At 68.0% G+C, this 19915-nt stretch carries 15 protein-coding genes; 10 read left to right on the top strand and 5 right to left on the bottom strand.

Features of this window, described 5'->3' with window-relative positions; all coding sequences use genetic code 11:
* The first annotated feature begins 200 nt into the window (after nucleotides 1–200).
* Both EL337_RS15330 and EL337_RS15325 read left to right on the top strand, forming a co-directional pair.
* Nucleotides 201–2225, top strand: coding sequence for an alkaline phosphatase family protein (locus EL337_RS15330; RefSeq protein ID WP_048631144.1), 2025 nt, complete (start codon nucleotides 201–203; stop codon nucleotides 2223–2225).
* A 54-nt stretch (nucleotides 2226–2279) separates the two neighbouring features.
* Nucleotides 2280–3317 carry a zinc-binding dehydrogenase gene (locus EL337_RS15325; protein WP_048631143.1) on the top strand — a complete coding sequence of 346 codons (1038 nt, stop codon included), beginning with the start codon at nucleotides 2280–2282 and terminating at the stop codon, nucleotides 3315–3317.
* Here EL337_RS15325 and EL337_RS15320 read toward each other — a convergent pair.
* Complete coding sequence (locus EL337_RS15320) at nucleotides 3314–3973, bottom strand: VldE C-terminal domain-containing protein (RefSeq protein ID WP_048631283.1); 660 nt, start codon at nucleotides 3971–3973, stop codon at nucleotides 3314–3316. The two genes, EL337_RS15325 and EL337_RS15320, sit on opposite strands and share 4 nt — an antisense overlap.
* Nucleotides 3974–4088: 115 nt before the next feature.
* Here EL337_RS15320 and EL337_RS15315 point away from each other — a divergent pair, with 115 nt between their 5' ends.
* Nucleotides 4089–4916: an oxidoreductase gene (locus tag EL337_RS15315; protein ID WP_048631142.1), complete on the top strand. Its 828-nt coding sequence runs from the start codon at nucleotides 4089–4091 to the stop codon at nucleotides 4914–4916.
* Here the strand turns inward: EL337_RS15315 and EL337_RS15310 are convergent.
* Nucleotides 4909–5238 carry a cupin domain-containing protein gene (locus tag EL337_RS15310; RefSeq protein WP_048631282.1) on the bottom strand — a complete coding sequence of 110 codons (330 nt, stop codon included), beginning with the start codon at nucleotides 5236–5238 and terminating at the stop codon, nucleotides 4909–4911. The two genes, EL337_RS15315 and EL337_RS15310, sit on opposite strands and share 8 nt — an antisense overlap.
* A 330-nt stretch (nucleotides 5239–5568) precedes the next feature.
* Between EL337_RS15310 and EL337_RS15305 the strand changes: the two genes are divergently transcribed.
* From EL337_RS15305 to EL337_RS15275, 7 genes are all read left to right on the top strand, one after another.
* Nucleotides 5569–7806: an NADP-dependent isocitrate dehydrogenase gene (locus tag EL337_RS15305; protein WP_048631281.1), complete on the top strand. Its 2238-nt coding sequence runs from the start codon at nucleotides 5569–5571 to the stop codon at nucleotides 7804–7806.
* 143 nt (nucleotides 7807–7949) lie between these two features.
* On the top strand, nucleotides 7950–8957 hold the full coding sequence (locus EL337_RS15300) for a DUF7159 family protein (RefSeq protein WP_048631141.1): 1008 nt from the start codon (nucleotides 7950–7952) through the stop codon (nucleotides 8955–8957).
* Nucleotides 8958–9009: 52 nt separating this feature from the next.
* Nucleotides 9010–10314, top strand: a complete 1305-nt coding sequence (locus EL337_RS15295) for an acyltransferase family protein (protein ID WP_048631140.1) — start codon at nucleotides 9010–9012, stop codon at nucleotides 10312–10314.
* Between the two features lie 59 nt (nucleotides 10315–10373).
* Nucleotides 10374–10817 carry a Fur family transcriptional regulator gene (locus tag EL337_RS15290; RefSeq protein WP_048631139.1) on the top strand — a complete coding sequence of 148 codons (444 nt, stop codon included), beginning with the start codon at nucleotides 10374–10376 and terminating at the stop codon, nucleotides 10815–10817.
* A gap of 3 nt (nucleotides 10818–10820) precedes the next feature.
* Complete coding sequence (gene katG / locus EL337_RS15285) at nucleotides 10821–13097, top strand: catalase/peroxidase HPI (protein ID WP_048631138.1); 2277 nt, start codon at nucleotides 10821–10823, stop codon at nucleotides 13095–13097.
* A gap of 101 nt (nucleotides 13098–13198) precedes the next feature.
* Nucleotides 13199–15535, top strand: a complete 2337-nt coding sequence (locus tag EL337_RS15280; RefSeq protein ID WP_048631137.1) for a Tex family protein — start codon at nucleotides 13199–13201, stop codon at nucleotides 15533–15535.
* Nucleotides 15532–16185, top strand: a complete 654-nt coding sequence (locus EL337_RS15275; RefSeq protein WP_048631136.1) for a sensor domain-containing protein — start codon at nucleotides 15532–15534, stop codon at nucleotides 16183–16185. The genes EL337_RS15280 and EL337_RS15275 overlap by 4 nt, the downstream gene beginning before the upstream one ends.
* Here the strand turns inward: EL337_RS15275 and eutC are convergent, their stop codons facing one another.
* Genes eutC through eat form a run of 3 tightly spaced genes read right to left on the bottom strand, consistent with a single transcriptional unit; the run spans nucleotide 16186 to nucleotide 19789 of the window.
* Nucleotides 16186–16947, bottom strand: a complete 762-nt coding sequence (gene eutC / locus EL337_RS15270) for an ethanolamine ammonia-lyase subunit EutC (RefSeq protein ID WP_048631135.1) — start codon at nucleotides 16945–16947, stop codon at nucleotides 16186–16188.
* On the bottom strand, nucleotides 16944–18293 hold the full coding sequence (locus EL337_RS15265; RefSeq protein ID WP_370737125.1) for an ethanolamine ammonia-lyase subunit EutB: 1350 nt from the start codon (nucleotides 18291–18293) through the stop codon (nucleotides 16944–16946). Before EL337_RS15265 ends, eutC begins: the two co-directional genes overlap by 4 nt.
* Before the next feature lie 56 nt (nucleotides 18294–18349).
* Nucleotides 18350–19789, bottom strand: a complete 1440-nt coding sequence (gene eat / locus EL337_RS15260) for an ethanolamine permease (RefSeq protein WP_048631133.1) — start codon at nucleotides 19787–19789, stop codon at nucleotides 18350–18352.
* Between the last annotated feature and the right edge of the window lie 126 nt (nucleotides 19790–19915).

Raw genomic sequence — 19915 nt, 5'->3', positions numbered from 1 at the left:
CCTCAAGTGTCACCGCCGCGCGCAGGTGGACGCCACACGCATACAGGTGTGCCCACCTATCGACGGGGTCGCGACACGGCCGCGCGACAAGTCGTCGAATTGTGGTCTGCGGGCCGTGACGGAGGCGTAACTTTCGGTGCAGATCGAACGGGAACCGTGGGAGATCTGTGTGCACTGCATGCTCCGCTGAAAGGAATGTCATGGGTTACGCCAACCACATCGGCCGTGTCGGAGCGCTGGCGGTGACGCTGGGCGTGGGGTGGGCGGTCGCCTCCGCGCCCGGCGTGGCGTACGCCGACACGACCGGTTCCTCGGATGCCAGTCAGTCCTCGGCCGGTGAGAAAACCCGAACATCGACCTACACGAAGGACGCCGGTACCGACAGCACCGACAGCGCGGGCGCGGCCGGCACACACGACAACGCTGCCGAAGCGGATGACGACGCTGACGATGACGAGTCGGCCAAGCCCGCCAAGTCGCGGGGCTCGAAGAAGTCCACATCCAAGGACGCGGACGCGGACGCGGCGGCTGCCGACTCTGACTCTGACTCTGACTCTGACGGAGCCGACGACTCTGACGACTCTGACGACGCCGACGACTCCGATGCTGCGGGCGACACCGCGGAACCGGTGAGTGTGACCACGCCGGCAACCCAGACCCAGCCCACCACGACAGAGCCGGCCACGACGAAGCCGGCCACGACGGCCACGGCTGCCAAGCCGACGCTGGTCAGCGTCATCACCGACGTGGTGACGGCGCTGCTGAAGCCGCGCCAGGACCCCGCGCCGGTGACGCCCCTGCAGGGTTCGACGATGCTGGCAGCGCTGGCGGCGGCACGGGACGAATTGGAGCGCAATGCGTTGCGCCGCAATACGATCACCACGTCGCAGGCCGCAGCGGCTCTCGGTCTCGACACACCCAACGTCCTCGTGATCGGCGTCGACGGCACGAACCTCAGCAGGGTGCTGGCGACCCTGGGGAACGACTCCAACTTCTTCAAACTGATGCAGGGCAGCACCACCGCCGCGTCGACCATCGTCGGCCACACCACCGTCTCGAACCCGTCGTGGTCGTCGATCCTCACGGGGGCGTGGGGCGAGAAGACAGGCGTCATCAACAACGTCTTCACCCCGTGGACCTATGACAAGTGGCCCACCGTCTTCACCCAGCTCGAGACGCTCAACCCCGCAATCCAGACCACGTCGATCGCCAACTGGAACGTCATCTCGGGCATCGCCGCATCCGGCCTCGGCGCCGACACCGTCATCAACATCCCCGAGCTACCGGACGACCCACGCTGGCTGGCCGCCGACGACCTGGTCGGCGACTTCACCGAGGCCGCGGTCAGCACGGCCAGCGCCGATATCGCCAACCTGATCTTCAGCTACTTCGTCGGTGTCGACGAGAACGGGCACCTGTACGGCGGCGACTCACCCGAGTACGCAGAAGCCATCCGCAACTTCGACCGCAACCTCGGCGAGATCATGCAGCAGGTCGACGCCTGGGAGATCGCCAACGGCGAGCAGTGGACGATCATGATGGTCACCGACCACGGCCACCAGCCGCAGAAGGGCTTCGGCCACGGCTTCCAATCACCCGACGAGACAGCCACATTCGTCATCGCCAACAACCCCGACCTGTTCACCCCGGGCGGTGTGAACCTCAAGTACTCGATCATCGACGTGACGCCGACGGTGATGACGCTGTTCGGTTTCCAGCCGCCCGCCGACACCGACGGAGTGTCACTGACCGACCTCGGCGAGAGCACCGTCACCCCGGTGAACAACACGACGGCCCTACGTCAGGCGCTCAACGACGCGATCGCGATGTACGGCTATCCCGACATCGGGACGAACGTCGCCCTGTCGATCCGTACCATCGCGGCCACGATTCCGTACTACGTGGACAACATCACCAACGGCATCGTCGCGGCGCTGCAGGGTTTGGCCGCCCAGCAGATCTTCCTGATCAGCCCGCTGGCCGCGCTGGCCGTCATCCCGGTCGACATCATCGGCGACCTCGCCTACATCGGGACCAACATCGTCGCGCAGATCGTCGCGCGGCTCACCGGCGTCACCGGGGCGAGCATCTTCCCGCTCGAGCGGCCGCCTGCGCCGACATTCCCCGGGGAGCCCGAGGCGTCCACACCGGACCTGCTGGCCCTGACATGCAGCGACGGACGGGTGACGGGCGCCGTCTTCACCTGCCCGGCGATCGCGGTCTGACGTTTGGTGCTAGCAGGAATGCCGTAGCGGCCGCCCCCGGCCTATCGTCGGACCATGCCGACCTATCGTGCCTACCAGGTGACCGGTCAACGTCATTTCGAACTCGTCGATCGCGAGATAGTCGACCCCGACCCCGGCCATGTGCGGCTGCGAGTACTCACCTGCGGTGTCTGCCACAGTGATTCGCTCGGAGTCGAGGGGCAGCGGCCGGACCCGCAACGAGCGGTCGTCCCCGGACATGAAGTTGTCGGGATCGTCGACGCGGTCGGCGACGGGGTCGTCGGCTGGTCGGTCGGCGACCGGGCGGGGATCGGGTTCCTCGGCGGTCAGTGTGGTCAGTGCGAATGGTGTCGTCGCGGCGACTACGTCAACTGCACCGACCAGCCCCTGCCCGGCACGACCGTCGACGGCGGCTACGCCGAGATGGTGTATTCGCGTGCCACCGGCCTGGTTCGGGTGCCTGCCGAATTCGATCCCGCACTGGCGGCGCCCCTGCTGTGCGCCGGGGTCACGACCTTCAACGCGCTTCGCGCCGGCGGTGCTGCACCCGGGAGCCTGGTGGCCGTGCAAGGGCTCGGCGGGCTCGGGCACCTCGGTGTGCAGTACGCAAAGAAGCTGGGGCACCGGGTGGCCGTCATCGCCAGGGGAGCCGAGAAGGCCGATCTGGCAGCAACACTCGGCGGTGACCACTACATCGACAGCAGCGTCGAAGACGTGGCGGAAGCACTGAACACCCTCGGTGGCGCCGCGGCGATCATCGCGACCGCGGCCAGCGGAGCGTCGATGAGCCCGCTGCTGGCCGGTCTGCGTCCGCGCGGGCGGCTGGTGGTGGTCGGTGCTGCTCCGGACCCGATCGAGGTCGGGACCGCGGATCTGATCTTCGGTGGCCGGACCATCGTCGGCAGTTTGACCGGCTCGTCGATCGACAACGAGGACAACCTGAACTTCAGCCTCGCCGCCGGGATTGCGCCGATGATCGAGATGATGCCGTTCAGCGAAGCGCCGAAGGCCTACGACCGGATGATGTCGAACAAGGCGCGCTTCCGAGTGGTTCTCGACATCGCTCAGTCAGAGCTTGCCGGGTCGCGCTAGTTCTGCATCGACCCGATGAAGTAGCGCTCGTCGCCGTCCGGATAGCCGCCGCCGTCGGTGGCGATGTGGACGTGGTCGAAGTGGTTCAGAGTCTCGGAGCCGTAGTCGGCCGTCCAGCTGGGCGCGCCGATCCCCGGGTAGTACCCCTGCCGCCAGATCACATGGATGACACCCATGCGTTCGGCGTTCGCCAGCGCGTACCCGGCGATCTGATTGCCCAGCGCGATACCTTCCTCGCTGTTGTGATCGGGGATCATCACGTCGATCGCCAGCCCGTTCGGATGCCACTTCAGCGCATCCTGCCGGTACCCGCCGATCGTCGTGATCTCGGGGAACATCGCGCTGATCGCGCGGGCGATCCAAATCGTGTGGACCTGCAGACCGCCTTCGGGCGTAATGCCCTTGGGCAGCGCCAATTCGAATACGCGGGCGTCGGGCGGGGTGGGCGCGGTGGCCGCCAGCAGCTCCGCCTCGGTGGGCACCGGTGTGCTGGGTGGGTCAGCCGAGAACGCGGGCATGTCCGCCGCAGCGGAAGCCGGCGGCTCCGCGCGCGGCGGCTGGGTCTGCTGCGCATAGATCATCGCGCCGGAGATCACGAGCGAAACCGCGACCGCTGCCCAGCGGCCCCGCACCTTGGCTAACAGGTTCCTGCCCACGGACAGCACCTTAATGTCCGTCCGGGGTCACAGCTGGCAATTGGCGGCAAACCATGCCCCGACCCCCTGATCGAGGCTGGTTTGGGCGTGTCAGCATCGGGGCATTCGCCGCCCCATGTCCACCTGGCTCATCACCGGCTCGTCGACCGGACTCGGCCGCGCCCTCGCCGAGGCCGTCGTCGAGAAGGGCGACAACGTCGTGGCGACGGCCCGCAACGTCGACGCGGTCGCCGACCTGGCGGCGTCCGCCCCCGACCGCGTGCTCGCGGTCGCCCTCGACGTGACCGAGCCCGATCAGATCGCCGACGCGGTCCGGCAGGCCGAGCAGCGCTTCGGCGGTGTCGATGTCCTGGTCAACAACGCCGGCTACGGGTACCGCGCCGCCGTCGAGGAGGGGGAGGATGCCGATGTGCGGACGCTGTTCGAAACACACGTCTTCGGCGCCGTCGCGCTGATCAAGGCGGTGCTCCCTGGCATGCGAGCACGCCGGACGGGCGCGATCGTCAACATCTCCTCGATCGGTGCGCAGCTCACCCCCGTCGGATCGGGCTACTACGCCGCGGTGAAGGCGGCTCTCGAAGGGCTCAGCGGCTCTCTCCGCGGAGAGCTTGCGCCACTGGGTATCTCGGTCACCATCGTCGAACCCGGCGGGTTCCGCACCGACTTCGCCGGCCGCTCGCTGACCCAGTCGGCGACACCGATCGCCGATTACGCCGACACCGCCGGCAAACGACGCAAGGAGAACGACACCGTGCACGGCACGCAGGCCGGGGATCCGGCGAAGGCGGCCGCTGCCATCACCTCCGCCGTGGAGGCCGACACACCGCCGGGCTTCCTGCTGCTGGGCACGGACGCGTTGGACGGCTACCGCCGCGTCGCCCGGGAACGTGAGGCCGAGATCGCTGCCTGGGAATCGGTGAGCGCTGGGACGGATTTCACCTGACCTTCGCGACGGTGAGCAACAACGCCGAATCCGTCAGCGCGGTCAGCGAGTGCCTGGCGTCCGGGATCAGCAGAAGATCTCCGCTGCGGGCTTCCCACTGCTCGTCGCCCGCCGTCAAGCGCACCGAACCCTTGAGGACGTAGAGCGACGCCTCCCCGGGGTTCTCGTGCTCACCGAGCTCGGAGCCGGCGATCATGCCGATGACGGTCTGCCTCAGCACCCGTTCGTGACCGCCGACCACGGTGTCGGCAGCGTTACGTCCGCTGGCAGCCGCCTTCTCCAGTTGCTGACGGGCGAGCGCTTCGATCGACACCTTTTGCATGACCGCCATTGGATGCCTGATGGCACCGCACCGTCAACCCACCGGTGACCGTGGGCGACATGAGTGGACGGCTGCCCGGACAGCGCGGAATCCATCGACGGCGTGGAGTGGAAGTGGTGGAAGTCGACGATGCCGTTGCCGCGCTGAGGCACGCAGGTGGTGCCGACGGTGGTGTGCCGGGTGGCCGAATCGGTCTCGGTGTCGGCGCGGCAGACGGGGGGCGCACTGACCCGAACCGGGTGCCGACACTTCGGTACGCTGCGCCTGAAGGGTGCGAAGCTCCACAAGAGCCGACCGCCAGGAACCGAACTGACCCGGGAGAGACCACACATGAGCGCCGAGCAGCCGTCCATCATCTACACGCTGACCGATGAGGCGCCGCTGCTTGCGACTTACGCCTTCCTGCCGGTGGTCCAGACCTTCGCCTCGGCCGCGGGCATCGACGTGAAGTCGACCGACATCTCCGTGGCCGCGCGCATCCTCGCCGAGTTCAGCGACCGCCTGACCGACGAGCAGAAGGTTCCCGACACCCTCGCCGAACTCGGCGAGCTGACCCAGCTGCGTGAAACCAACATCATCAAGCTGCCCAACATCAGCGCCTCGGTACCCCAGTTGCTGGCCGCCATCAAAGAACTCAAGGCCAAGGGCTACGACCTGCCCGACTGGGTGGGCGAGCCGAAGAACGACGAAGAGAAGGCCATCAAGGAGCGGTACTCCAAGGTCCTCGGTAGCGCCGTCAACCCGGTTCTGCGCCAAGGTAACTCGGATCGTCGTGCGCCGAAGGCGGTCAAGGAGTACGCGCGGAAGCACCCGCACAGCATGGGGGAGTGGTCCCAGGCGTCGCGCACCCACGTCGCGACCATGAAGAAGGGCGACTTCTACCACGGCGAGAAGTCGCTGACCATCGACAAGGACCGCACGGTCAAGATGGTGCTCACCACCGCAGGCGGCGAGACGCTCGTGCTCAAGGAAGAGGTCAAGCTCGACGAGGGCGACGTCATCGACAGCATGTTCATGAGCAAGAAGGCGCTGTGCGACTTCTACGAGGAGCAGATCGAGGACGCCTACAAGACCGGCGTGATGTTCTCGCTGCACGTCAAGGCGACCATGATGAAGGTGTCGCACCCGATCGTGTTCGGCCACGCGGTCAAGGTCTTCTACAAGGACGCCTTTGCCAAGCATCAGAAGCTTTTCGACGAACTCGGCGTGAACGTCAACAACGGAATGTCCGATCTCTACGACAAGATCGAGACCCTGCCCGCGTCGCAGCGCGAGGAGATCATCCGTGACATCCACGCCTGCCACGAGCACCGCCCCGAGCTCGCGATGGTCGACTCGGCCCGCGGCATCACGAACTTCCATTCACCTAGCGACGTGATCGTCGACGCGTCGATGCCCGCGATGATCCGGCTCGGCGGCAAGATGTACGGCGCCGACGGCCGCACCAAGGACACCAAGGCCGTCAACCCCGAGTCCACGTTCTCGCGGATCTACCAGGAGATCATCAACTTCTGCAAGACGAACGGACAGTTCGACCCGACCACGATGGGCACCGTCCCCAACGTCGGTCTGATGGCGCAGAAGGCCGAGGAATACGGCAGCCACGACAAGACCTTCGAGATCCCCGAAGACGGCGTCGCCGACATCGTCGATGTCGACACCGGCGAGGTGCTGCTGACCCAGAACGTCGAAACCGGCGACATCTGGCGCATGCCGATCGTCAAGGACGCGGCCATCCGGGACTGGGTGAAGCTGGCGGTGAACCGGGCCCGCGCGTCGGGCATGACCGCGGTGTTCTGGCTGGACGACGAGCGCCCCCACGAGAACGAGCTGCGCAAGAAGGTCAAGGCCTATCTCAAGGACGAGGACACCGACGGGCTGGAGATCACGATCCTGCCGCAGGTGTGGGCGATGCGGTACACGCTGGAGCGGGTGATCCGCGGCCAGGACACCATCGCGGTGACCGGCAACATCCTGCGCGACTACCTCACCGACCTCTTCCCGATCCTCGAGCTGGGCACCAGCGCCAAGATGCTGTCCATCGTCCCGCTGATGGCCGGTGGCGGCATGTACGAGACCGGCGCGGGCGGGTCGGCTCCCAAGCACGTCTCGCAGCTGCTCGAAGAGAACCACCTGCGGTGGGACTCCCTCGGGGAGTACCTGGCCCTCGGGGCGTCGTTCGAGGACATGGGCGCCAAGTTCGACAACGCGAAAGCCACGCTGCTGGGCAAGACGCTCGACTCCGCGATCGGCACGCTGCTGGAGAACGACAAGGGTCCGTCCCGCAAGGCCGGCGAGCTCGACAACCGGGGCAGCCAGTTCTATCTCGCCATGTACTGGGCGCAGGAACTGGCCAAGCAGACCGAGGACAAAGAGCTTGCCGAGCACTTCGCGCCGCTGGCCAAGGCGCTGGCCGAGAACGAGTCGACGATCGTGTCCGAGTTCAGCGCGGTGCAGGGCAAGCCTGTCGACATCGGCGGCTACTACTACCCGGACCGGGACAAGACCACAGACGTGATGCGGCCGAGCACGACGTTCAACGACGCGCTGGAGGCCGCCCGGAGTTAGGGCAGCTGCCAGCTATTTCACCGCATTCGCCAATTGGATAGTTGCGATTTAGCCACTGGCCCAAATTGGCGATGTCCCACGCGTAACATCTTGGCAAGACGTGCCGATATCAAGCCAACACCGGCAACCGTCTGGGGGTAGTTATGCGCGTGGTACTGGGATTGTCTTTGACCGCAGCAAGTGCTGTGTGGGTGCTTGTCGACACCTACGACGGACGAATCATCGCCGACGAGGTGGTGCAGCTGGAGTCGCTCAACGAAATAGCCCGGGCGGCGGCCCGTAGCGTCCAGGCATTCGCCCTGCAAAGCGACGAGGACATCGACGGTGTCCGGCTGGTCTGGACCGACGATGCACGCCAGCACGGCATCCGGCTGCGGACCAAGCTCCGGCTCTTCGGTTTCGAGACCGTCGAGACGGTGACCGAGGACGCCGCCAGGGAGGGTCGCAACCGCACCGCCCGGCACATCGCACCCCACATGGTGATGGCGTACGGCGCGGCGCGGGCCGACCTCGACGACACCGACGACAGGAACGTGCTACGCCGGCTCGCCGCGAGGGTGCCGCTTTCGCTGCGGGTGCCCACCGGCGTGCCGGTCCGCCTGGCAGCCGCCGCGAGCGTGGCGGCCCTCGCCATCATCGGCGTGGGTCTGTACTCCTTCGTGGGCCACTCGCCGTCGCCGGCCGTCACCGACACGTCCGTCGCCGGTGCGGTCGTCCCCGACGCGCCGGCCGCTCCCGCGCCCGCAGCGATTCCGGCTGCGCCGATCCCCGCCGAACTGCCCGCGGTGCCGCAGGCCGTCACGGTTCCGGAACCGACCGTTGCCGTCGAGGTGCCCGACACGTCGCAGATGATGCCGGAGTACGCCTCGGCGCCCACCGTCGTCGACGACACCGAGACCTACGTCCCCGACGTGACGTCGGTGGCGGACGCGGTGGAGGCTCCCGCACTCGACTCGGTTCACGGCGCTGCGGAGGCGGCGTCACCGGCTCAGCTGGCGACGATCGCCGGTTCGCCGCACCTGTCCGGGGCCGGGCCTGCTGCCGGACCCCAACCGGTGGCCGTCCCCGGGCAGGCGACTCCGGCGTTGGTCCAGCCGTCAGAGCCCGCACCCGCAGGTCCACTGGGTGCGTTGTTCGGCGCTCTGCCCTGACACCGGTAGTACTACTCATGCCCGGTCGGTCCCCGACGGGCATGCTTGCCCCATGACAACGAGCACGCGGGATCGCGCTGTCGACGTCGCCCGGCTCGCCGCGCTGGTGGTGGTGATGTTCGGGCACTGCGCACTGTTGCTGGCGACCATCGACAGCCGCGGCGTGCACATCGGCAATCTCATCGGCGAGATGCCCGCCGTCGCTCCGGCGACCTGGGTCGCACAGGTGATGCCGCTGTTCTTCCTCGCCGGCGGTGCGGCAGGCGCGTACGGCTATCGCGTCGGCACCCCGTGGGGCTCATGGCTGTTCCACCGCGCGCAGCGGTTGTTCCGGCCGGTGTTCTGGTATCTGGCGGCCTGGTCGGTGGGGTTGCTGGTCGTCGGCCTGGTACTCGGCGCCGACTCTGCATCGGGACTGGGCGGCGAGAGCGTCGCGCTGCTGTGGTTTCTCGGCGTCTACGTCGTCACCCTGGCGTTCGTCCCGGCGCTGATCCGGATGACGAACGGTCGCGTGGTCGCGATCGTGCTCGGCGTGCTCGTCGCTGCCGCGGCACTCGTCGACGCCGCGCGGTTCGCCACCGGGGAGATCGCCGCCGGGCTGCCCAACTTCCTCATCGTCTGGCTCATTCCGGTGGTCATCGGGGTGGCCTACGCCCGGCAGTTGATCGGCCCGCGCGTCGCGGCCGCGGTGGCGGTGGGGGGTTTCGCCGCGGCACTCGCGCTCGTGGTCTTCGGCCCCTACGAGGTGTCGCTCGTCGTCACCGGTGCCGAACGGATCTCCAACGTCTCACCACCGACGCTGCTGCTGGCGATGCACTGCGTCTGGATGTCCTGCGCCTTCGTCGCCGTTGCGGGCGCCATCCAGCGGTGGGCGCAGCGCCCGGCGGTGTGGCGCGTCGTCGCCGCAGGCAACGCCGGTGCGATGACGATCTATCTCTGGCACATCGTGGCCATCGCGATCGCGGCATTCAGCCTGAATGCCGTCGGGCTGGACGCCTACGACGTGACCGCCCCGAACTTCTGGGGACTGCTCGCGCTGCGCGCGGTGGTGTTCGCCGTCGTCATGCTGGTGCTGTTCCGGCTGCTGTCACCGCTGGAACGCCGGCCGTTGCCCTGGTGGGACGCGCCGGTCTCCGCCGTCGGCGCGCGGGCCACGGCTGCGGGCGTGCTCGTGTGCGTCGCGGGCGTGGTCCTGGTCGTGATGGCCAAGTTCGGGTTGCGCGACACCGCGGGATGGTCGGCGTTCGGCAGCTTCGTCGCCGTCGCGTGTGCCGCCCGCCTGTTCGCGGGACGACCCGGTGCCGGTGCGGTTCGTTTGACGGATGATCGGCCGCACAGCGAAAACATGACGCTCTGAGCGGCGCCCGCTGCCCGAAAACTTGATCCCATCCAATCTTCGGACGAGTATCGGGGGCAATGCCCCATGATCACGACTACTCCGACGTGCTGCGGTCGGTGTCACTGCGTGTGACCCGACCACGCATGGCGGTGTTGCACGCGGTCGGCGAGAATCCACACGCGGACACCGAGCTCATCATCGCCGCCGCGCGCCGTGAACTCCCCGACATCTCGCGTCAGACGGTGTACGACGCGTTGAACGCACTCGCCGCAACAGGTTTGGTGCGACGGATACAACCCGCAGGCTCGCTGGCGCGCTATGAAACCCGCGTCGGCGACAACCACCACCACATCGTCTGCCGGTCGTGCGGCGTGATCGCCGACGTGGACTGCGCGGTGGGCGACGCACCGTGTCTGACACCCGCCGACGACGGCACCCTGGCCGGCTTCGACATCGACGAGGCCGAGGTCATCTACTGGGGCATCTGCCCCAACTGTTCGCAGCCCCATCACGTCAACTGATGAATGAACACGAAGGGAAATACTGTGTCATCTGAGTCAACTGATACCTCCGATGCCCGCCCGCCCCACTCGGACGCCAACACGTCCAGCAACAGCGAATCCGAGAACCCGGCCATCGACTCGCCGACACCCAAAGCGCATGCGCCACTGACCAACAAGGACTGGTGGCCCGAACAGGTCGACGTCTCGGTGCTGCACAAGCAGAACGAGAAGGGCAACCCGCTGGGGCAGGACTTCGACTACGCCGAGGCGTTCGCCCAACTCGACGTCGAAGCGTTCAAGCGTGACGTCCTCGACGTGGTCACCACCTCCCAGGACTGGTGGCCCGCGGACTACGGCAGTTACGCCGGTCTGTTCATCCGGATGAGCTGGCACGCCGCAGGCACCTACCGCATCTTCGACGGCCGCGGCGGCGCCGGCCAGGGCAGCCAGCGTTTCGCCCCGCTGAACAGCTGGCCGGACAACGCCAACCTCGACAAGGCGCGCCGGCTGCTGTGGCCGATCAAGCGCAAGTACGGCAACAAGATCTCCTGGGCAGACCTGATCGCCTACGCCGGGAACGCCGCGCTCGAGTCCGCAGGTTTCGAGACGTTCGGGTTCGCGTTCGGCCGCGCCGACATCTGGGAGCCCGAGGAGATGCTGTGGGGCCAGGAAGACACCTGGCTGGGCACCGACAAGCGCTACGGCGGCAAAAACGACGGCGACACGCGGGAGCTCGCCGAGCCGTTCGGCGCCACCACGATGGGCCTGATCTACGTCAATCCCGAAGGGCCCGAGGGCAAGCCGGATCCGCTGGCCGCGGCCCACGACATCCGCGAGACGTTCGGCCGGATGGCGATGAACGACGAGGAGACCGCCGCGCTGATCGTCGGCGGCCACACCCTGGGCAAGACGCACGGCGCCGCCGATGTCAACGTCGGCCCGGAGCCCGAGGGCGCGCCCATCGAACAGCAGGGGCTGGGCTGGAAATGCCCGTTCGGCACCGGCAACGCCAATGACACCGTCACCAGCGGCCTCGAGGTCGTCTGGACGGGGACACCGACGCAGTGGAGCAACGGCTACCTGGAGATCCTCTACGGCAACGAGTGGGAGCTGACCAAGAGCCCGGCAGGTGCGTGGCAGTTCGAGGCCAAGGACGCCGAGGCGACCATCCCCGATCCGTTCGGTGGTCCGCCGCGGAAACCCACGATGCTCGTCACCGACGTCTCCATGCGGGTCGACCCGATCTACGGCCCGATCACCCGGCGCTGGCTCGACCACCCGGAAGAGATGAACCAGGCCTTCGCCAAGGCCTGGTACAAGCTCATGCACCGCGACATGGGGCCGATCAGCCGTTACCTGGGCCCCTGGGTGGCCGAACCCCAGCTGTGGCAGGACCCGGTGCCTGCCGTCGACCACCCTCTGGTGGACGAGTCGGACATCGCGACGCTCAAGAGCACGGTGCTCGACTCCGGTCTGACGGTGCAGCAGCTGATCAAGACCGCCTGGGCCTCGGCGTCGAGCTTCCGCGGCACCGACAAGCGCGGCGGCGCCAACGGTGCCCGCCTGCGGTTGGAGCCGCAGCGCAACTGGGAGGTCAACGAGCCGTCCGAACTGGCCAAGGTGCTTCCGGTGCTCGAGCGGATCCAGCAGGACTTCGCTGCGTCGGCCACCGGCGGCAAGAAGATCTCGCTGGCCGACCTGATCGTGCTGGCCGGTTCCGCTGCGGTCGAGAAAGCCGCCAGGGACGCGGGATACGAGATCACCGTGCACTTCGTTCCGGGGCGCACCGATGCGTCGCAGGAGCAGACCGACGTCGAATCGTTCGCCGTGCTCGAACCGAAGGCCGACGGCTTCCGCAACTTCATCCAACCCGGGGTGAAGACCGCGGTCGAGAAGCTGCTGGTGGACAAGGCGTACTTCCTCGACCTGACCGGACCGGAGATGACCGCGCTCGTCGGCGGTCTGCGCGTGCTCAACGTCAACCACGGCGGCAGCAAGCACGGCGTGTTCACCACCACGCCGGGCGCGCTGAGCAACGACTTCTTCGTCAACCTGCTCGACATGAACACCGAGTGGAAGCCGTCGCAGAACACCGAGAACGTCTACGAGGGTCGCAACCGCGGCACCGGCGAGATCACGTGGACGGCCACGGCCAACGACCTGGTGTTCGGCTCGAACTCGGTGCTGCGGGGCATCGCCGAGGTGTACGCGCAGGACGACAGCAAGGACCGCTTCGTCGAGGACTTCGTCGCGGCGTGGGTCAAGGTCATGAACAACGACCGGTTCGACCTGAGCTGACCGGTGGTTCGGCGTGGTTGTCGTCGCCCACCGGCGACAACCACGCCGAACCCGCCGCTGGATGAGCGGCGCTGTCGTCGACATTCGGTAGGGTCCTGCGGGTGAATTCGAGCACCGCCCCGAAAAGCCTAAACGCCCGTCTCGCTGCGGAACTGGAGGTGGGTGAGCCCCGGGTGGCGGCCGCGGTGCGCCTCCTCGACGAGGGCGCCACCGTGCCGTTCATCGCCCGCTACCGCAAGGAGGCCACCGGCAGCCTCGACGACGGCCAACTGCGCACCCTGGAGGAGCGCCTGGGCTACCTGCGGGAACTCGACGACCGCCGCAATGCGGTACTCGCGTCGATCACAGAGCAGGGCAAGCTGACCGATGAGCTGACCGCCGCGCTGATGGCCGCCGACACCAAGGCCAGGGTCGAGGACATCTACCTGCCCTACAAGCCGAAGCGGCGCACCAAGGCGCAGATCGCCCGGGAGGCCGGGCTGGAGCCACTGGCCGACCGGCTGCTGAGCGACCCGGCCCAGGCGCCCGAGGAGGTGGCGGCGGGCTTCGTCTCCGCCGACGTCGCCGACGCCGCCGCGGCGCTCGAGGGCGCCCGGCACATCATCGTCGAGCGCGCCGCCGAGGATGCCGAACTGGTCGGCGGCCTGCGTGAACGATTCTGGGACAGTGGCACGGTACGTGCCCGTCCCGCCTCCGAGGCGGCGGCCACCGCGGAGAAGTCACAGAAGTTCAGGGACTACTTCGACCACACCGAGCCGCTGGCCGCGATGCCGTCGCACCGCGTGCTCGCCGTGCTGCGCGGGGAGAAGGAACAGGTGCTCGCGCTGACCCTCGACGGCGGCGACGAGGCCGTGTACCAGGCGATGATCGCCTCGGCGCTGGGAGTGGACCTGACAGCGAAGGCTGCGGCGACCCCGTGGCTGGCGGCGACCGTCGGCTTCGCGTGGCGGACCCGGCTGTCGGTGTCGGCCTCGGTGGACGCCCGGGTGCGGCTGAAGCTGCGTGCCGAAGCCGACGCCGTGTCGGTGTTCGCCAAGAACCTCAAGGACCTGCTGCTGGCCGCACCAGCGGGTAACCGCACCACGATGGGCCTGGATCCCGGTTTCCGGACCGGGGTGAAGGTGGCTGTGGTCGACGGCACCGGCAAGGTCGTCGACACCTGCGCGATCTTCCCGCATCAACCGCAGAAGCAATGGGACACGGCCAAGGCCACACTCGCGGCGCTGGTCGCGCGGCACGGCGTCGAGCTGATCGCGGTCGGCAACGGCACCGCATCGCGCGAAACCGACGCCCTGGCAAGTGAACTCGTCGGTGAGATCCGCGCGTCCGGCGCCAAGGCACCCGCGACGGCGATGGTCAGCGAAGCCGGCGCCTCGGTGTACTCGGCGTCCGCGTATGCCGCACACGAACTACCCGAACTCGACGTCACGCTGCGCGGCGCGGTGTCCATCGCCCGGCGGCTGCAGGATCCGCTGGCCGAGCTGGTCAAGATCGAGCCCAAGTCGATCGGGGTCGGGCAGTACCAGCACGACGTCACGCCCGGCATCCTGGCCAAGAGCCTGGGCGCGGTGGTGGAAGACGCGGTGAATGCCGTCGGGGTGGACCTCAACACGGCCTCGGTGCCGCTGCTGGCCCGCGTCTCCGGGATCACCGAATCACTGGCCGAGGCCATCGTGGCGCACCGCGACAAGGCGGGCCGCTATCAGAGTCGGCGTGCGCTTCTCGACGTTCCGAGGTTGGGGCCCAAAGCTTTCGAGCAGTGCGCAGGCTTCCTGCGGATCCGTGACGGTGACGACCCGCTCGACGCCTCGGGGGTGCACCCGGAGTCCTATCCGGTGGTGCGGCGCATCCTCGACCGCGCCGGCGTCGGCCTCGCCGAGATCATCGGTGACGAGAGGGCACTGCGCGCCCTGCGGCCTGCCGATTTCGCCGACGACCGGTTCGGCATCCCGACGGTGACCGACATCCTCGGCGAGCTGGAGAAGCCCGGACGTGATCCGCGCCCGGCGTTCGTCACCGCTACGTTCGCGGCCGGCGTGGAGAAGGTCGCCGACCTCAAAGCCGGCATGGTGCTGGAGGGCGTGGTGACCAACGTGGCCGCATTCGGCGCCTTCGTCGACGTCGGCGTGCACCAAGATGGACTCGTGCACGTGTCTGCGATGGCCGATCGCTACGTCTCGGATCCGCACGAGGTGGTGCGGTCGGGACAGGTGGTACGGGTCAAGGTCGTCGACGTCGACGTCGACCGGCAGCGCATCGGGCTGAGCCTGCGCCTGAACGACGAGGCCAAACCCGGTCGGGGCGGCACGCGCCGCGAGGAACGACCCAGCGCCCCGAAGCGAAAGCCGCAGCCGGGCAACAACTCCGGGCGCCGACAGCCGAACGCGGCCGGCGGGTCGATGGCCCAGGCCCTGAAAGACGCAGGCTTCGGGCGATGAGCACCGCGGCGCGGCGGGCGGCGGTCACGGTGGTGGCCGGCGTCGCCGCGCTGCTCGCCGGCTGCACCCGGCACGTGGACAACCCCCGGGCCACACCCGAGTCGCTGGCTGCGCCCATCACCACGCTGCAGGTGGTGGACCTGCTCAGCCCGAAGGTGATCGGCGAGGACGGAAACCTGTTCGTCGTCGCCGAGCCGGGACGCTGCAGCGGTCTCGCCCGCGAGGTCGACCCGCCGTTCATCGACGCGCACCGTCCGCTGGCGACCGACGGGGGCCACTGGACCAGCGAGGACGGGCAGTTCTACGTCGAGGAGATGGTTGCGGTCTACCGCGCGGATTTCGATCCGGCGGCCGCGCTGGAGAAGGTGCGGCAGACGATCGGGGACTGCCGCGGGTCGATGCTGAGTGTCACCACGATGCAGGACCGCACCTACGAATTCGTCGTGCAGGCCGCGGCCGCCGACGGACCGGACGGCAGCGTGCTCTGGTCGTTGCGCGCCGCCGACTGGAACTGTGACAACCTGTTCGTCGCCGCCTTCAATGCGGCGATCGAGATCACCACCTGCGGAAGCACTCCCGGGTACGACGTGCCCGGGCTGGCAGACGACGCACTGGAACGGATCACCGCGCTGGCGAACACCACCGCCTAGTCAGGCTCCCTCGACGATCTCGCGGGCTCGCGAGGTGTCCTTGAGGGCCACCCCGGACCGTCCCAGCTGACGCGCCCCGGCGACCAGGGCGCCGGCGATGTGGGCCGCCGCCTCATACCCGAGACCGTCGGGCGGATGGATGTTGGAGATGCAGTTGCGATCCGCGTCGGTGCGGCCCGGCTTCGGGTGGTGCGTCAGGTAGATGCCGAGGCTGTCGGCGACAGACAGCCCGGGCCGTTCCCCGATGACCATGAGCAGCGTCGTGACACCCAGCGCAGCGCCGATGTGGTCACCGAGCGCGACCCGCGCCTCGGTGGCGATCACCGGAGGCGCCAACCGGAAGCGGTCGCCGAACTCGTCGATCAGCGCTGCCAGCAACCCCGCTCCGTGATCGGCCAGCGCACGCGGCGAGAGGCCGTCTGCCAGAACGATGCCGACGTCGGCATCGGTGGCAGGCAGTGCGCTGAGATCGTCCGGGGCGCGACCCAGGTCAGGACGCCGTAGGTACTCGCTGCGGCTGGACGCCCTGCTCTGCACATGCAGCGGGCGGCCTAGGCCCAGCGGCTCCAGCTCCGCCGCGAGCGCCTCGACGTCCAACGGCACGTGGACCGCGTCGCGGGCGGCCGAGTGCGCGGCCTTGAACTCCAGAACACGCTGCGAGGGAAGGGCATTGCCGGCGCGACCCAAACCGATGCGCGCCTGGGTGGTGCGTCGCAACGGCGCCCAGACATCGACCTCGGGAACCGCGCCGTCGCCGCTCATTGGCCGGCCGCCAGCGGCAGCAGGGGGGAGTGCGCCGGATCGACGGGCAGGACGCGTCCGTCGGCGTCGGCCATCCCGAGCCGTGCCAGCCACGCCTCGAACTCCGGTGCAGGCCGCAGATTCAGTGCCTTGCGGACATACAGTGCGTCGTGGAAGGCCAGGCTCTGGTAGCCGAGCATGACGTCGTCGGCGCCGGGCACGGTGATCACGAACGCCGCACCCGCAACCCCCAGCAGCGTCAGCAGGGTGTCCATGTCGTCCTGGTCGGCTTCGGCGTGGTTGGTGTAGCAGACGTCGACGCCCATGGGCAGGCCGAGAAGCTTGCCGCAGAAATGGTCCTCGAGTCCGGCCCGCACGATCTGCTTGCCGTCGTAGAGGTACTCCGGCCCGATGAAGCCGACGACGGTGTTCACCAGCAGGGGGTCCAGCACGCGTGCCACGGCGTAGGCCCTGGTTTCCAGCGTCTGCTGATCGACGGGCTTGCCACCGGTACCCAGGTGGGCACCCGCGGACAACGCGGAGCCCTGACCGGTCTCGAGATACATGACGTTGTCGCCGACGGTGCCGCGCTTAAGCGCGCGTCCGGCCTCGTTGGCCTCCACCAGCATCGGCAGCGTGATGCCGAAACTCGTGTTCGCGCCCTGTGTCCCGGCGATCGACTGGAACACCAGGTCGACGGGAGCACCCTGCTCGATCAGATCCATCGTGGTGGTCACGTGAGTGAGCACGCACGACTGCATGGGTATCTCGAAGCGCTGCCGGATGTCGTCGAGCAGGTGCAACAGATCCGAGGTCGCATGCGCCGAGTCGGTGGCCGGGTTGATGCCGATCACCGCGTCACCGCAACCCATCAGCAGACCGTCGAGCGTCGCCGCGGCGATCCCGCGGGGATCGTCGGTCGGATGGTTGGGCTGCAACCGGGTCGCCAGCGTTCCGGGGACACCGATCGACGTCCGGAACGCCGCGCTGACGGTGGTGGCCGCGGCGACGGCGATCAGGTCCTGGTTGCGCATGATCTTCGACACCGCGGCCACCATCTCCGGTGTCAGACCGGGTGCCACGGCCGAGATGCTCTGCGCGCTGTGGTCGCGGGATGCGATGTCGAGCAACCAGTCCCGCAGTCCGCCGACCGTGAGATGCGACAGCGGCCGGAACGCGTCGCGGTCGTGGGTGTCGATGATCAGCCGCGTCACATCATCGGTCTCGTACGGCACCACCTGCTCGTCCAGAAAGGTCGACAGCGGAAGATCCGCCAGCACCCACGCCGCGGCCGCCCGTTCGGCGTCGGATTCGGCTGCGCAGCCGGCGAGTTCGTCGCCGGAGCGCAGCGGCGTGGCCTTCGCCATCACCTCGACGAGACCGTCGAACTGGTAGGTGTGCCCGGACACCTGCTGCCGGTAGGTCAATTCAGCTCGTCCTCGGCGGCGGCCAGCGCGGCGAATTCCTCATCGGGGGAGTTGGCCACCAGGTGGTGCCGGCTGTAGAAGCCGAAGTAGGCCATGAACGCGGCGAACACGATCAGACAGCCCAGCGCGGCGACGCTGTCCACCAGGAACGTGGCGATGACCGCCAGTACCGCGATGACGAGCGCGAATCCCGTGGTGACCACGCCACCGGGCGTGCGGTACGGCCGGTCCATCTCGGGCGCCCGGTACCGCAGCACGATGTGGCTGACCATCATCAGCACGTAGCTCAGCGCGGCGCCGAACACGGCCATGTTCAGCAGCAGGGCGCCCTGACCCGTCAGCGACAGCGCGAAGCCGATCAGTCCCGGCACGACCAGGGCCAGCGTCGGCGCCTTGCGGGAGTTGGTCACCGACAGCACTTTCGGCAGATAGCCGGCCCGTGACAGTGCGAACAACTGGCGTGAGTAGGCGTAGATGATCGAGAAGAAGCTGGCGATCAGTCCGGCCAGACCGATGTAGTTGACGACCTTGGCCATCGTGCCGTCGCCCAGTGCCTCGACCAGCGGGTTGCCGGATTCCGACATGGCTGCAGCACCACCGGCGCCGGTGGTCAGGATCAGCACTGTCGCGCAGGTGACCAGGAGGACGGCGATCGCGGCGATGATGCCGCGGGGGACGTTGCGCGCCGGGTTGGCGGCCTCCTCGGCGGCCAACGGGACGCCCTCGACCGCGAGGAAGAACCAGATGGCAAACGGGATCGCCGCCCAGATACCCAGGTAGCCGAACGGCAGTAGCGACGAGGCACCGGCGGCGTCGGTCGCGGCGATGTCGGTGAGGTTGGCCGCGTCGAAGTGGCCTATCGCGCTGACGGCGAAGATGACCAGGCCCACCAGGGCGATGCCCGTGATCACGAACATGACCTTGAGCGCTTCGCCGACACCGGACAGATGGATGCCGATGAAGATGGCGTACGCGGCGAGGTAGACCCACCACCCGTCGGTGATGCCGAACAGACCGAGCGATTCGACGTAGGCCCCGATGAACGTCGCGATCGCGGCGGGCGCGATCGCGTACTCGATCAGGATCGCGGTCCCGGTGGCGAAACCGCCCCAGGGCCCGAGGGCGCGGCGCGCGAATGTGTAGCCGCCACCTGCGGCAGGCAGGGCCGACGACATCTCGGCCATGCCGAGCACCAGGGCCAGGTACATGGCGGCGATGATGACCGCGGCGATGGCGAGGCCGCCGAACCCGCCCTCGGCCAGGCCGAAGTTCCAGCCGGAGTAGTCGCCGGAGATGACGTAACCGACACCGAGGCTGGCCAGCAGTATCCAGCCGGCGCTGCCCTGTTTCAGCTGACGCTTCTGCAGGTAGTCGTTGGACTCCTTGTGTGCCTCCACGCCGCGACTGGTGTGGGTGGGTCGAGCATCGCCGCTCATGTACGGAACTCCCTTCAACGCTGTGACCTAGCACACTACGCCCTGCGAGGTTGCAACAGCGTTGCACATTTCGATGAAAACCGTTGAAGCACAACGGATTAGCACGAAATAAGCGGACACGGACGG

The organism is Mycolicibacterium aurum (genome assembly GCF_900637195.1).
In the GTDB taxonomy this organism is placed as follows: Bacteria; Actinomycetota; Actinomycetes; order Mycobacteriales; family Mycobacteriaceae; genus Mycobacterium; species Mycobacterium aurum.
Note: the sequence above shows the minus strand (reverse complement) of the source record. Positions and strands in the feature narration are given on the sequence as shown.

Coding starts and splice junctions, on each gene's coding strand:
- EL337_RS15310 (WP_048631282.1), bottom strand. CDS start 5,238: ATGCAAAAGGTGTCGATCGAAGCGCTCGCCCGTCAGCAACTGGAGAAG.
- EL337_RS15300 (WP_048631141.1), top strand. CDS start 7,950: ATGCGCGTGGTACTGGGATTGTCTTTGACCGCAGCAAGTGCTGTGTGG.
- EL337_RS15305 (WP_048631281.1), top strand. CDS start 5,569: ATGAGCGCCGAGCAGCCGTCCATCATCTACACGCTGACCGATGAGGCG.
- EL337_RS15295 (WP_048631140.1), top strand. CDS start 9,010: ATGACAACGAGCACGCGGGATCGCGCTGTCGACGTCGCCCGGCTCGCC.
- eat (WP_048631133.1), bottom strand. CDS start 19,789: ATGAGCGGCGATGCTCGACCCACCCACACCAGTCGCGGCGTGGAGGCA.
- EL337_RS15275 (WP_048631136.1), top strand. CDS start 15,532: ATGAGCACCGCGGCGCGGCGGGCGGCGGTCACGGTGGTGGCCGGCGTC.
- EL337_RS15315 (WP_048631142.1), top strand. CDS start 4,089: ATGTCCACCTGGCTCATCACCGGCTCGTCGACCGGACTCGGCCGCGCC.
- EL337_RS15325 (WP_048631143.1), top strand. CDS start 2,280: ATGCCGACCTATCGTGCCTACCAGGTGACCGGTCAACGTCATTTCGAA.
- EL337_RS15290 (WP_048631139.1), top strand. CDS start 10,374: ATGCCCCATGATCACGACTACTCCGACGTGCTGCGGTCGGTGTCACTG.
- EL337_RS15330 (WP_048631144.1), top strand. CDS start 201: ATGGGTTACGCCAACCACATCGGCCGTGTCGGAGCGCTGGCGGTGACG.
- katG (WP_048631138.1), top strand. CDS start 10,821: ATGAACACGAAGGGAAATACTGTGTCATCTGAGTCAACTGATACCTCC.
- eutC (WP_048631135.1), bottom strand. CDS start 16,947: ATGAGCGGCGACGGCGCGGTTCCCGAGGTCGATGTCTGGGCGCCGTTG.
- EL337_RS15265 (WP_370737125.1), bottom strand. CDS start 18,293: ATGGCGAAGGCCACGCCGCTGCGCTCCGGCGACGAACTCGCCGGCTGC.